Source organism: Pseudomonas sp. P97.38, from assembly GCF_001269745.1.
In the GTDB taxonomy this organism is placed as follows: domain Bacteria; phylum Pseudomonadota; class Gammaproteobacteria; order Pseudomonadales; family Pseudomonadaceae; genus Aquipseudomonas; species Aquipseudomonas chlororaphis_E.
Map to the genome: position 1 here is coordinate 1 of NZ_LHVJ01000029.1, position 13,632 is coordinate 13,632.

A 13,632-nucleotide genomic window follows, 5' to 3' on the forward strand; every position below is an offset into this window, starting at 1 on the left:
GGTTCTGTGGTCGAACCCAAACGACGAGATTTGATTTGGATATATCGATACCGACCCAGGAAATCATGGCAAAACCCTCTTACACTCAGAAATGAGAGTGCTCTGGCTTTGCCCACGCTTGTGATTCGAGTGCCGCTCGTACAACTGTTCGGGCTTATGGGCCAGAGTAGAAAGGTAGATGGCAGCTTTGCTCCCACTCGTGCTTCAAGCACCGCGGACTCACAGCTTGCCATCTACCCCTCTCACCCCAGAGTTTATTCCCTTACTCAGACACAAGCGGGCTTGCTCGCGAATACGGTGTGTCAGCTAAGAATATTTCAACTGACATATCGCCTTCGCGAGCAAGCCCGCTCCCACAGATCTCACCTGGTTCTGCTTTTAGTGAGCAAGCCTCAGATCACCTGGACGATGGCCTGGGTCACCGCGCCGATGTTGTTCTGGTTCAGCGCCGCCACGCAGATGCGGCCGGTGTCCAGGGCATAGATGCCGAACTCGTTGCGCAGGCGGGCGACTTGCTCAACCGTCAGGCCGGAATAGGAAAACATCCCACTCTGGCGCGCGACGAAGCTGAAGTCATGCTGTGGCGCGGCCTTGGCCAGCATGTCCACCATCTGGGTGCGCATGCCACGAATCCGCAGGCGCATTTCGCCCAGTTCCGCTTCCCACTGGGCGCGCAGCTCAGGGCTGTTCAGCACCGCAGCAACGATGCTGGCGCCGTGGGTCGGCGGGTTGGAGTAGTTGGTGCGAATCACGCGCTTGACCTGGGACAGCACGCGGGCGCTTTCTTCTTTCGACTCGCTGACGATCGACAGGGCACCTACGCGCTCGCCGTACAGGGAGAACGACTTGGAGAACGAGCTGGAGGCGAAGAAGGTCAGGCCCGACTCGGCAAACAGGCGCACGGCCGCGGCGTCTTCGTCGATGCCCGCGCCAAAGCCCTGGTAGGCCATGTCCAGGAATGGAACGTGGTTCTTGGCCTTGACCACGGCCAGCACGTTTTTCCAGTCTTGCGGGCTCAGGTCCACGCCGGTTGGGTTGTGGCAGCAGGCGTGCAGCACGACGATCGAGCGGTCGGGCAGGGCGTTGAGGTCTTCCAGCAAGCCGGTGCGGTTCACGTCATGGGTGGCGGCGTCGTAGTAGCGATAGTTCTGCACCGGGAAGCCGGCGGTCTCGAACAGCGCGCGGTGGTTTTCCCAGCTCGGGTCGCTGATGGCCACGACGGCGTCGGGCAGCAGTTGCTTGAGGAAGTCTGCGCCGATCTTCAGGGCGCCAGTGCCACCGACCGCCTGAGTGGTGATGACACGGCCGGCGGCGATCAGCGGGGAGTCCTTGCCGAACAGCAGGGTCTGGACCGCCTGGTCGTAGGCCGCGATGCCGTCGATCGGCAGGTAGCCGCGGGAGACGTGCTGAGCCACGCGAATCGTCTCGGCTTCGACCACGGCGCGCAAGAGTGGAATGCGCCCCTCCTCGTTGCAGTAAACACCCACGCCCAGGTTGACCTTATTGGTACGGGTATCGGCGTTGAATGCTTCGTTGAGGCCCAGGATGGGATCGCGGGGTGCCAATTCGACAGCGGAAAACAGGCTCATTATTGCGCGGCTCTGAATGGAGTGAGGGGGGACGTGTCGCGCTCCAGCCGGATGCACTAGAGCGGTGCACAAACGGGGAGCTAGTATAGAGGCCATCACAGGGCAGGGCGACAGGCGATTCGGTTTTTACGGTAAGTATTTTCGATTTTTTTCGACCGTTAGTCTCTTCTCGGCGTCAAAGTCTGCAAGGCGTGTAGGACGTTCGTCTTGAAAGCGAAGGCATTCACCTCCACATTGTGTGCATTCCAGTTTTTTCTTCGGGCGACATCAGTCGTTTCGGTCTTTCTCGTTCCTGTTGGTTGGCCAGCAGGAGTGAATCCAGGGGTTATGTCATGTCTGAATTCCAGCTAGTCACCCGATTCCAGCCCGCCGGCGACCAGCCGGAAGCCATCCGCCTGATGGTCGAAGGCATCGAGGCCGGGCTGGCGCACCAGACGTTGCTCGGTGTGACCGGGTCGGGCAAGACCTTCAGCATCGCCAACGTGATCGCCCAGGTGCAGCGCCCGACCCTGGTGCTGGCGCCGAACAAGACCCTGGCGGCCCAGTTGTATGGCGAGTTCAAGGCGTTTTTCCCCAACAACGCGGTGGAGTACTTCGTCTCTTACTACGACTACTACCAGCCCGAGGCCTACGTGCCGTCGTCGGACACCTTCATCGAGAAGGACGCCTCGATCAACGACCACATCGAACAGATGCGACTGTCGGCGACCAAGGCGCTGCTGGAACGCAAGGATGCGATCATCGTCACCACCGTGTCGTGCATCTACGGCCTGGGCAGCCCGGAAACCTACCTGAAGATGGTCCTGCACGTGGACCGTGGCGACAAACTCGACCAGCGCGCCTTGCTGCGCCGCCTGGCGGATCTGCAGTACACCCGCAACGACATGGATTTCGCCCGGGCGACGTTCCGGGTGCGCGGTGACGTGATCGACATCTATCCGGCCGAATCGGACCTGGAAGCGATCCGCATCGAACTGTTCGACGATGAAGTGGAGAGCCTCTCGGCGTTCGACCCGCTGACGGGGGAGGTGATCCGCAAGCTGCCACGTTTCACCTTCTACCCCAAGAGCCACTATGTCACGCCGCGGGAAACCCTGCTGGACGCCATCGAAGGGATCAAGGCCGAGCTGCAGGAGCGCCTGGAATACCTGCGCACGAACAACAAGCTGGTGGAAGCCCAGCGCCTGGAGCAGCGGACCCGTTTCGACCTGGAGATGATCCTCGAACTGGGCTATTGCAACGGTATCGAGAACTACTCGCGCTACCTGTCGGGGCGTCCGGCGGGTGCTGCGCCGCCCACGCTCTACGACTACCTGCCGGCCGATGCCTTGCTGGTGATCGACGAGTCCCACGTCAGCGTGCCCCAGGTCGGCGCGATGTACAAAGGCGACCGCTCGCGCAAGGAAACCCTGGTGGAGTACGGCTTCCGCCTGCCGTCGGCACTGGACAACCGGCCGATGCGCTTCGACGAATGGGAAAGCGTCAGCCCGCAGACGATTTTCGTCTCGGCGACCCCGGGTAACTACGAGGCCGAGCACGCAGGGCGGGTGGTCGAGCAGGTGGTGCGACCGACCGGCCTGGTGGATCCGCAGGTCGAGGTGCGGCCAGCCTTGACCCAGGTCGACGACCTGCTCTCGGAAATCACCAAGCGCGTGGCGCTGGAAGAGCGGGTGCTGGTCACCACGCTGACCAAACGCATGGCCGAAGACCTCACCGACTACCTGGCCGACCACGGCGTGCGGGTACGTTACCTGCACTCGGACATCGACACGGTGGAGCGGGTGGAGATCATCCGCGATCTGCGCCTGGGCACCTTCGATGTGCTGGTGGGCATCAACTTGCTGCGCGAAGGCCTGGACATGCCAGAGGTGTCGCTGGTGGCGATCCTGGACGCCGACAAGGAAGGCTTCCTGCGTTCCGAGCGTTCGCTGATCCAGACCATCGGTCGGGCCGCGCGTAACCTCAACGGCCGGGCGATTCTCTATGCCGATCGCATCACCGGTTCCATGGAGCGGGCCATCGGCGAGACGGAACGGCGCCGCGACAAGCAGATTGCCTTCAACCTGGCCAACGGGATCACGCCCAAGGGGGTGTTCAAGGACGTCGCCGACATCATGGAAGGCGCCACCGTGCCGGGCTCTCGCAGCAAGAAGCGCAAGGGCATGGCGAAAGTCGCCGAGGAAAGCGCCCGCTACGAAGCCGAACTGCGCTCACCGAGCGAAATCACCAAACGCATCCGGCAGTTGGAAGAAAAGATGTACCAACTGGCCCGGGACCTGGAGTTCGAAGCGGCGGCGCAACTGCGCGACGAGATCGGCAAGTTGCGCGAGCGGTTGCTGGCTGTCTGAGGTTGTGTGGCGACCTTAAGGGCCTCATCGCGAGCAAGCTCGCTCCCACAGTGGGCCGCGTCGTCCAGGCTGCAAGCGGTCTTCTGTGGGAGCGAGCTTGCTCGCGATGGGCGTTTGAGTTTTGCGGTGGTTTCGATGGCCTCATCGCGAGCAAGCCCGCTCCCACATGGAATGCATACCCCTGTAGGAGCGAGCTTGCTCGCGATGGGCGCGACTCGGTCCGACGACGAGCCACACAAATCCCGCTCTCACTGGAGCCCGCCCGCCATCGCCTGTTACCATTCGCCCCCTGTTTTGACCTCCGCTTTTATCTTCTTTTCCGAGACATGCCATGACCACCGTCCGCACCCGCATCGCGCCTTCGCCCACTGGCGATCCCCATGTCGGCACCGCCTACATCGCTTTGTTCAACTATTGCTTTGCCAAGCAGCACGGCGGTGAGTTCATCCTGCGCATCGAGGACACCGATCAGTTGCGTTCGACCCGTGAGTCGGAACAGCAGATTTTCGACGCCCTGCGCTGGCTGGGGATCGACTGGAGCGAAGGCCCGGATGTCGGCGGTCCTCATGGTCCGTATCGCCAGAGCGAGCGCGGTGCCATCTACCAGCAGTATTGCCAGCAACTGGTGGACATGGGGCATGCGTTCCCGTGTTTCTGCACTGCCGAAGAGCTGGACCAGATGCGTGCCGAGCAGATGGCCCGTGGCGAAACCCCGCGCTATGACGGGCGCGCGTTGCTGCTGTCCAAGGAAGAAGTCGCCCGCCGCCTGGCCGCTGGCGAGCCCCATGTGATCCGCATGAAAGTGCCGTCCGAAGGCGTCTGCGTGGTCCCGGACATGCTGCGTGGCGACGTCGAGATCCCGTGGGATCGCATGGACATGCAAGTGCTGATGAAGACCGACGGCCTGCCGACGTACTTCCTGGCGAACGTGGTCGACGACCACCTGATGGGCATCACCCACGTGTTGCGCGGTGAGGAATGGCTGCCATCGGCGCCGAAACTGATCCTGCTCTACGAGTATTTCGGCTGGGAACAACCGCAACTGTGCTACATGCCGCTGCTGCGTAACCCGGACAAGAGCAAGCTGTCCAAGCGCAAGAACCCGACTTCGGTGACGTTCTACGAGCGCATGGGCTTCATGCCCGAGGCGATGCTCAATTACCTGGGGCGCATGGGCTGGTCGATGCCGGACGAGCGCGAGAAGTTCTCGCTGCAGGAAATGGTCGAGCACTTCGACCTGTCGCGTGTTTCCCTGGGCGGTCCGATCTTCGACATCGAGAAACTGTCCTGGCTCAACGGCCAGTGGCTGCGGGACCTGCCGGTGGAAGAATTCGCCGCGCGCGTGCAGAAGTGGGCGTTGAACCCCGACTACATGATGAAGATCGCCCCTCATGTGCAGGGCAGGGTGGAGACCTTCAGTCAGATCGCACCGTTGGCCGGCTTCTTCTTTGCCGGTGGCGTGACGCCGGATGCGAAGCTGTTCGAGTCGAAGAAACTTGCGGGCGACCAGGTGCGCCAGTTGATGCAACTGATCCTGTGGAAGCTTGAGAGCTTGCGCCAATGGGAGAAGGACAGCATCACTGCGACCATCCAGGCCGTGGTCGAGTCCCTGGAGTTGAAGCTGCGTGATGCCATGCCGCTGATGTTCGCCGCCATCACGGGCCAGGCCAGCTCTGTGTCGGTGCTCGATGCGATGGAAATCCTCGGGCCGGACCTGACCCGTTTCCGCTTGCGCCAGGCCATCGATCTGCTCGGCGGCGTGTCGAAAAAGGAAAACAAGGAGTGGGAAAAACTGCTGGGCGCGATCGCTTAAGCGGTCGATGAGGCAGGGCACACCCCGGTTTTCCGGGGTTTGTCGGTAAGTGATTGTTATCCCGGCAAAAAATTTTCAAATTTGTTGAAAATAAATTTGACAGCCCTCCGATACGCCCTTAAGATTCGCCCCGTCCTCAGCGATGAGGGGCTATAGCTCAGCTGGGAGAGCGCTTGCATGGCATGCAAGAGGTCGACGGTTCGATCCCGTCTAGCTCCACCAATTTACACTTCGAGGTCTGGCCACACCGGCCTCGAAGCGATCAGCACTCAGCGTTGATCAGTGGTATAGAAGGGTTTGCGTCCCCTTCGTCTAGTGGCCTAGGACACCGCCCTTTCACGGCGGTAACAGGGGTTCGAGTCCCCTAGGGGACGCCAGTTTTACAGAAGCGATGTTGCAAGATGTCGCTCCGCCGCGAGGCGAAAAATCCGGGGCTATAGCTCAGCTGGGAGAGCGCTTGCATGGCATGCAAGAGGTCGACGGTTCGATCCCGTCTAGCTCCACCAATTTACACTTCAAGGTCTGGCCACACCGGCCTTGAAGCGATCAGTTCTCAGCGCTGATCATGTTCAGAAGGTTTGTGTCCCCTTCGTCTAGTGGCCTAGGACACCGCCCTTTCACGGCGGTAACAGGGGTTCGAGTCCCCTAGGGGACGCCACGATTACCCGCTCTGCGGGATTTTATAAGGGTCATTCAATTCTTGAATGGCCCTTTTGTTTGTCTGGCGTTCGGCCAATTCTCCTAATCTTTGAAAACAGGCTTCTGACCAACGGGCAGATATTCCGCTTGCGGAAAATTATTATATAGATAATATTTCAATCGTAATATTCGGAGGCGACGATGAGCGATAAGAAGGCACAAACCCGCGAACGCATTCTCAAGGCTGCCAGTGCGGCGTTGATCAAGCATGGCCCGGCCGAGCCGAGCGTGGGTGAGGTGATGGGCGCGGCGGGGCTGACGGTGGGTGGTTTCTATGCGCACTTCGAAAGCAAGGATGCCCTGATGCTGGAGGCGTTCAAGCAGTTGCTCAGCCATCGTCGTGACTTGATCGCCGGCCTGGACGCAGGGCTGACCGGTGAAGAGCGGCGCACGCTGTCGGCGGCGTTCTACCTGTCGCGCAAGCACCGCGACTCCAGCGAACAAGCCTGCCCCATCCCGGCCTCGGTGGGTGAGCTCGGACGCCTGCCGGATGAGTTTCGCGCGGTGCTCAATGAACACATAGAACTCATGGCTGCGCAGTTGGCGGCCAGCCCCGAAGACACCGATAAGGCCTTGGCCGACATCGCCCTGATGGTCGGCGGCTTGTCCCTGGCGCGGGCGCTGGGCCCGGGAGAGTTATCGGATCGTTTGCTGCGCGCTGCCAAATCGGCGGTGCGATGAGCTAAGGCGCAAGCCCTGGAGATGAGCAATGGACAGGTTGAGCTGGATTCGTGGTGTCAATGGCACGCTTGGGCGGGTAGCGCCGCGCCTGGTGGCGAAGAAAATGCGCTCGCTGTTCATGCGTCCGCGAAACCTGCCGCCACGGGACTGGGAACTGCCATTGCTGGCAACCTCCGAGCGCATCACCTTGCGCTTCGGGCTTTCGGCCCTGCGGTGGGGCAAAGGCCCGACCGTCCTGCTGATGCATGGCTGGGAAGGGCGGCCCACGCAGTTCGCGGCGCTGATCACGGCGCTGGTGAGCGCCGGCTACACGGTGGTGGCACTGGACGGTCCGGCCCATGGCCGTTCGCCGGGGCGCGAGGCGAATGTCCTGTTGTTCGCCCGGGCCATGCTTGAAGCCGCCGCAGAACTGCCACCGCTGCAAGCGGTGATCGGGCATTCAATGGGCGGTGCCAGCGCCATGCTGGCGGTCCAGTTGGGGTTACGCACCGAGACGCTGGTGAGCATCGCCGCCCCCGCGCGCATTCTTGGCATATTGCGCGGCTTTGCCCGGATGATGGGCCTGCCGCCCCAGGCACGTTCGGCATTCATCCGTCAGGTGGAACTCGACGTAGGCATGCCGGCCTCGAAGATGGACGTGGCGCATTACCAATTGGACATCCCAGGGTTGATCGTCCATGCCGAGGACGATACGTCGGTCTCGGTCAAAGAGTCGCAGGTGATTCATGAGGCCTGGTTCGACAGTCGCCTGCTGCGGCTGCCCCAGGGTGGGCACCAGCGGGTACTGGCTGATCCGCGGGTCATCGACGGGGTGCTGTCCCTGCTGGCCGGGCGCAGTTTGCAGGCGCGGCAATCGGCTTGAGCATCCGGTACACTGCCCCGATCCATATTCGACCGGGAGAGGGGCATGGGCTGGGATCGGGCAACGCCGTTCATCATTGATCTTCAAGTGAATGCCGAGGACATCGACGGGCTGGGTCACGCCAACAACGCGGTGTACGTCACCTGGCTCGAACGTTGCGCCTGGCGCCACTCACAGCGCCTGGGGTTGGATCTGGTGGAATATCGGCGCCTGGACCGCGCCATGGCGGTGGTGCGGCATGAAATCGATTACCTGGCGGCGGCCTATGAGGGCGATGAGCTGCAACTGGCCACCTGGATCGTCGACTGGGACCAACGCCTGAAGATGACCCGACACTTCCAATTGGTCCGCCCCCGTGACAACGCCACTTTGCTGCGGGCCCAGACCACCTTCGTCTGCATCGAGCTGTCCAGCGGCAGGCCCAAGCGCATGCCGGCGGAGTTCATCGACGGCTACGGCCCGGCGCTGGAGTCCCAGGTCGCGCCTGGTGTCATCACCGGCTGACCCACCGCCTTCGCGGGCAAGCCCGCTCCCACAAAGGATTTACGGTGGACACACATCCTGTGTCCGCCAACGATCAACCTGTGGGAGCGGGCTTGCCCGCGAATGCGGCGGTACATTGACCCACTGCCTTCGCGAGCAAGCCCGCTCCCACAGGGATTTATGCTGAATGCCGGATATGTGGGCAAAATCCGGTAAACTGCCGCACGTTTTTCCGTTGAGTGTGTGTTTCCATGCAAATTGCCCTGGCGCCCATGGAGGGGTTGGTCGACAACATCCTGCGCGATGTTCTGACCCGCGTTGGCGGAATCGACTGGTGTGTCACCGAGTTCATTCGTGTCAACGACCGCCTGCTCACGCCGGCGTACTTCCATAAGCTCGCCCCGGAGTTGCTGACCCAGGCTCGGACCGCTGCCGGCGTGCCGCTGCGGGTGCAATTGCTGGGGTCCGACCCGGTGTGCCTGGCGGAGAACGCAGCATTGGCCTGCGAGCTCGGCTCGGAGGTGATCGACCTGAACTTCGGATGCCCGGCCAAGACCGTGAACAAATCCCGCGGTGGGGCGGTGTTGCTCAAGGAGCCGGAACTGCTCAACCAGATCGTCGAACACGTACGCCGTGCCGTGCCGCGGCACATTCCGGTAACCGCCAAGATGCGCCTGGGCTTCGACAGCCCGGACGGCGCGCTGGTGTGTGCCACGGCGCTGGCCGAAGGCGGGGCAGAGCACATCGTGGTGCATGCGCGGACCAAGACCGACGGCTACAAGCCACCGGCTCATTGGGAATGGATCCCCCGAGTCCAGGACGTGGTCAAGGTGCCGGTATTCGCCAATGGCGATATCTGGAGTGTCGAGGATTGGCGGCGTTGCCGCGAAATCAGTGGCGTCGAGGACATCATGCTCGGTCGCGGCCTGGTTTCCCGTCCTGACCTGGCCCGGCAGATCGCCGCCGCCAGGGCCGGAGAAGAAGTGACGCCGATGTCCTGGGCCGAGCTGCAACCGATGCTGCGGGATTTCTGGGGGCAAGTGGTCGAGCAACTGACACCCCGCCAGGCCCCTGGCCGATTGAAGCAGTGGCTGGCGATGCTGACCCGCAATTACCCCGAGGCGGTGACGTTGTTCAGCGCGTTGCGCCGGGAGACCGAGCTGGAAGCGGTGGGGCATTTGCTGGGTGTGAAGCGCACGGAAGCGGCCTGAAAAAAATTCAAAAAAAGCTCTTGAAAAGTATTTGGCGGCCCCTAGATAGGGGTTACGCGATGCCGAATTCGGGTCGCGGAGACAAAAAACCTTGCTGATTTTTTCAGGAGATTTGAATCATGAGTACTGCATTTTCGCTGGCCCCACTGTTCCGTTCCTCGGTAGGTTTCGACCGTTTCAACGACTTGTTCGAAACCGCCCTGCGCAACGAACCAGGCAGCAGCTATCCACCCTACAACGTGGAAAAATACGGTGATGATCAATACCGTATCGTGGTCGCCGCCGCAGGTTTCCGGGAAGAAGACCTGGACCTGCAGGTGGAAAAAGGTGTGCTGACCATCAGCGGCGGTAAGCGCGAGGCCAGCAACGACAGCGTGACCTATCTGCACCAGGGCATCGCCCAGCGTGCGTTCAAGCTGTCCTTCCGGTTGGCGGATCATATCGAGATCAAGTCCGCTGGCCTGAGCAACGGTCTGTTGAGCATCGACCTGTTGCGGGTCATTCCGGAAGAGGCGAAAGCCAAACGCATCCCAATCAACGGGGTGCAGCAACAACCTGCGTTGCAGAACTGATGCATCGCCACTGAAAAAGGGCGCCGAAAGGCGCCCTTTTTCATGTCCAGCCTTTCACCTTCAGGGCAACAGCCGTTCAAACGCCTCCAGCGGCAGCGGCCGGCTGTGCAGGTAGCCTTGGTACAGATGGCAATCGAGCCCTTGCAGAAATTGCAGTTGTTCCAGGGTCTCCACGCCTTCGGCGATCATTTCCAGGTTCAGGCTGTGGGCCATGGCGACGATGGCGCGGATGATTTCGGCGTCGTTGGGGTCGCAGGTGGCGTCGCGCACGAACGACTGGTCGATTTTCAGCGTGTCCACCGGCAGGCGCTTGAGGTAGGTCAGCGACGAGTAGCCGGTGCCGAAGTCGTCCATGGCGAAGCTCACCCCCAGTTTTTTCAGCCGGCGCATCTTGCCGATGGTGTCGTCCAGGTTCTGGATCACGATGCCTTCGGTGATCTCCAGTTTGAGCATGGAAAAGGGCAGGCCGTGGGTGACCAGGCTGCTTTCGATGCGTTCGACGAAGTCGCTCTGGCGGAACTGCCTGGGGCTGATGTTCACGCACAGGCTGAATCGCCGCGGGTCGATCCTGCCCCGGGCGATCAGGTCCTTGAAGCCGACACAGGCCTCATCGAGGATCCAGGTCCCGACTTCGAGGATCAGGCCGCTGTCTTCCAGCACCTTGATGAACTCGTTGGGCGACTGGGCACCCAGTTCCGGGTGATGCCAGCGGACCAGGGCTTCGGCGCCGATGATGCGGTTATCCCGGGCGTCGACCTGGGGCTGGAAGTGCAGGCTGAATTCGCCACGGGCCAGGGCCTGGCGCAGGTCGGTTTCCATTCGCAGCCGTTCGCTGGCGGCTTTTTGCATGGTGGCGTGGAACATCTGTGAAGTGTTGCGCCCTGAATCCTTGGCGCGGTACAGCGCAATGTCGGCGCGCTTGAGCAGGTCGGCGGGCGTGGAGCCGTGGTCGGGAATCAGCGCCATGCCGATGCTCGGCGTGACTTGCAGGCGCTGGCCATCGAGGAACATCGGCTCCGAGAGCAGCTCACGCAGGGTGTCGGCCAGTTTCTGCACTTGCTCGCTGACGACGGCGCGGTTGCCCTCCAGCCCGCTGAGCAGTACGACGAATTCGTCGCCGCCGAGCCGGGCCACGGTGTCTTCCAGGCGTACGCTGGCCTCCAGTCGCGCCGTGATGATTTTCAGCACGGTGTCGCCCACGGGATGGCCGAGGGAATCGTTGATGTGCTTGAAATGGTCGAGGTCGAGAAACAGCAGGGCACCACGCAGGTTGTGACGCTTGAGCAGCGCGATCTGTTGGCTCAGGCGGTCCATCAACAGGGCGCGGTTGGGCAGGTTGGTCAGCGGGTCGTGGTAGGCCAGGTGGCGGATCTGTGCTTCGGCATTGCGCAGCAGGCTGACGTCTCGGGCGGTGAGCAACAGGCAGGCGGTTTCGTTCAGGGTGATCGGCTCGACGGACACCTCCACCGTGAGGATTTCCCCGCGCTTGTTGCGCCCGAGCATTTCCCGGTGGTGCACACGGCCCTTGAGTTGCAGCTCGGCCAGCAACGCCGTGCGCTGTTTTTCATCGGCCCAGATGCCCACTTCATAGACCGTGCGGCCCAGCACCTCGTCGGCGCGATAACCGGTCAGGCGATAGAAACCGTCGTTGATCTCCAGGTAGCGGCCGCTTTCGCGTTCGGTGATGGTGATGGCGTCGGGGCTGGAGTGAAACGCCTTGGCGAATTTTTCCTCGCTGGCCTTCAAGGCCGCTTCCGAGCGTTGCTGGTGGGTGATGTCTCGCAGGGTGGTGACGATGCAGGGCTGGTTGCCGACGTTGATCTGCCGGCTGGAGATCACGCAGGTCAGTGGCTGGCCGTCCTTGTGATGGACGACGATGGCGACATTGCTCAGCGATTGCTCGCGAATCACCCGCTCGATGCGCTGCAAGCTGCTGCCCGAGGCGTCCCAGAGGCCGATTTCGTCGGCGCTGAGGCCAATCACGTCCTTGGCGCTCCAGCCGAAGGTCTGGGTGAAACTGGAGTTGATCTCCAGGAAACGGCCGCTGTCCTGGTGGGTCACGCAAATCGGGTCTGGACTGACCTGGAACAGCGTGGCGAACTTCTCTTCCGAGGCCGCCAGGCTCTGTTCGCGCTCGACCTGGTCGGTGATGTCCAGCAGCGTGCCGGCCATGCGCAGGGGGCTGCCGTCTTCGTTGCGGTAGAGGCGTGCGCGGCTTTCCAGGTAGCGGGAGCTGCCGTCCGGCAGTTGCACGCGGTAAGTCAGCTGGTAATTGCCCGCCGGGCCCTCGCGCAGGCTGCGGTAGGCATTGCGCATATTGTTGCGTTCTTCATCGGGTACCCCTTCGAAAAACGCATCGAACGATTCGTGGAACGCCTTGGGCTCCAGGCCGTGCAATTGCGCGGCGCGGGCGGAGCCGTAGAGCATGCCGCTGGGAATGTGCCAGTCCCAGGTGCCTAGTTGCGCCGAGTCGAGGGCCAGGTCAAGGCGCTCCTGGCTGTCCTTGAGAGCCTGTTCGGCGAGTTTGCGTTCGGTGGTGTCGAGAAAGGTGCTCAGCAGATAGGGTTGACCCTCGAGCTCGACCTTCTGCGCGCTGAGGATGCCGTTGTGGATCTGGCCGTTACTGGCCCGGAACTCCACTTCCATGCTGACCAGTTCGCCCTTGGCCTTGGTCGCCTGCACCAGTTTGTGTCGTTGGCTGGGGTCTACCCACAGGCCCAGCTCCAGGGTCGTGCGGCCGATCACGGCATGGACCGGCCAACCGAACAGGCTTTCGAAGTACTGGTTGACCTCGCTGATCAGGCCGTCTTCCTGGCGCGTCAGCAGCACCATGTTCGGGCACAGATGAAACAGCGTGGCGAAGCGCTTCTCCGAGCTGCGCAAGGCCTGCTCGCGCTGGCGCTGGTGAGTGATCTCGCGGATCACCCCGATCATGCGTGGACGCCCGTGTTTGTCAGGTTGGACGCTGCCATTGATCTCCAGCCAGTGCAGGCTGCCGTCGGGCCAGACGATGCGGTGGTGCATCGCCTGTTCCAGCGGCGCACCGGCCACGGCGGCGCGAAAGGCGCGGATGGCCCGGGCGCGATCTTCGGGCAGCAACAGGTCCAGGTAGTCCATGTCCGCCGGCAGCGGTTGGCGCGGGTCGAAACCGAACAGCGCCTGGGTTCCGCGGGACCAACTGATCTGGCCCGTCTCGATGTCCCACGACCAGGCGCCCAGCCGCGCACCGTTGAGCGCGGCCAGCAACTGTGGCGCACTGTCCCAGCTTTGCTCTGACCGCTTCGGGTCAAGCGCCTGGATACGCGGCAGGGGCGGTAGGGGGTCTACGGGTTTGGGCATTCTCTGGCGAGCCTTGGGCAGGTTTGGGACTTAAG

At 62.1% G+C, this 13,632-nt stretch carries 9 protein-coding genes and 4 tRNA genes; 11 read left to right on the forward strand and 2 right to left on the reverse strand.

Annotation, left to right across the window (positions count from 1 at the left end):
• Positions 1–392: 392 nt before the first annotated feature.
• The gene (locus AD664_RS24525; RefSeq protein ID WP_053150709.1) at positions 393–1,589 is read right to left on the reverse strand and encodes an amino acid aminotransferase; all 1,197 of its coding nucleotides are present in this window, start codon (positions 1,587–1,589) and stop codon (positions 393–395) included.
• Between the two features lie 332 nt (positions 1,590–1,921).
• On the opposite strand from AD664_RS24525, the gene uvrB reads away from it, so the two are divergent.
• The 11 genes from uvrB (at position 1,922) to AD664_RS24580 (ending at position 10,258) form a co-directional block, all read left to right on the forward strand.
• Positions 1,922–3,937: an excinuclease ABC subunit UvrB gene (gene uvrB, locus AD664_RS24530; protein ID WP_042728353.1), complete on the forward strand. Its 2,016-nt coding sequence runs from the start codon at positions 1,922–1,924 to the stop codon at positions 3,935–3,937.
• A gap of 331 nt (positions 3,938–4,268) precedes the next feature.
• Positions 4,269–5,750 carry a glutamate--tRNA ligase gene (gltX, locus tag AD664_RS24535; RefSeq protein WP_053150712.1) on the forward strand — a complete coding sequence of 494 codons (1,482 nt, stop codon included), beginning with the start codon at positions 4,269–4,271 and terminating at the stop codon, positions 5,748–5,750.
• A 146-nt stretch (positions 5,751–5,896) separates the two neighbouring features.
• Positions 5,897–5,972, forward strand: a tRNA-Ala gene (locus AD664_RS24540).
• 79 nt (positions 5,973–6,051) lie between these two features.
• Positions 6,052–6,127 (forward strand) — tRNA-Glu (locus AD664_RS24545).
• Between the two features lie 53 nt (positions 6,128–6,180).
• Positions 6,181–6,256: transfer RNA gene (locus AD664_RS24550), tRNA-Ala, on the forward strand.
• Positions 6,257–6,332: 76 nt separating this feature from the next.
• Positions 6,333–6,408, forward strand: a tRNA-Glu gene (locus tag AD664_RS24555).
• 182 nt (positions 6,409–6,590) lie between these two features.
• Positions 6,591–7,130 (forward strand): TetR/AcrR family transcriptional regulator, encoded by a 540-nt coding sequence (locus AD664_RS24560; protein ID WP_042728355.1) that lies wholly within the window; start codon positions 6,591–6,593, stop codon positions 7,128–7,130.
• A gap of 28 nt (positions 7,131–7,158) precedes the next feature.
• A complete protein-coding gene (locus AD664_RS24565; protein WP_053150715.1) occupies positions 7,159–7,992 on the forward strand; it encodes an alpha/beta fold hydrolase in 834 nt (277 codons plus the stop codon).
• Positions 7,993–8,037: 45 nt separating this feature from the next.
• Positions 8,038–8,496: a thioesterase family protein gene (locus tag AD664_RS24570; RefSeq protein ID WP_053150717.1), complete on the forward strand. Its 459-nt coding sequence runs from the start codon at positions 8,038–8,040 to the stop codon at positions 8,494–8,496.
• Between the two features lie 230 nt (positions 8,497–8,726).
• Complete coding sequence (locus AD664_RS24575) at positions 8,727–9,686, forward strand: tRNA-dihydrouridine synthase (protein ID WP_053150721.1); 960 nt, start codon at positions 8,727–8,729, stop codon at positions 9,684–9,686.
• A gap of 119 nt (positions 9,687–9,805) precedes the next feature.
• On the forward strand, positions 9,806–10,258 hold the full coding sequence (locus AD664_RS24580; RefSeq protein ID WP_042728359.1) for an Hsp20 family protein: 453 nt from the start codon (positions 9,806–9,808) through the stop codon (positions 10,256–10,258).
• 60 nt (positions 10,259–10,318) lie between these two features.
• Here AD664_RS24580 and AD664_RS24585 read toward each other — a convergent pair whose 3' ends face one another.
• Positions 10,319–13,597, reverse strand: a complete 3,279-nt coding sequence (locus AD664_RS24585) for a bifunctional diguanylate cyclase/phosphodiesterase (protein WP_053150724.1) — start codon at positions 13,595–13,597, stop codon at positions 10,319–10,321.
• Positions 13,598–13,632: the final 35 nt, after the last annotated feature.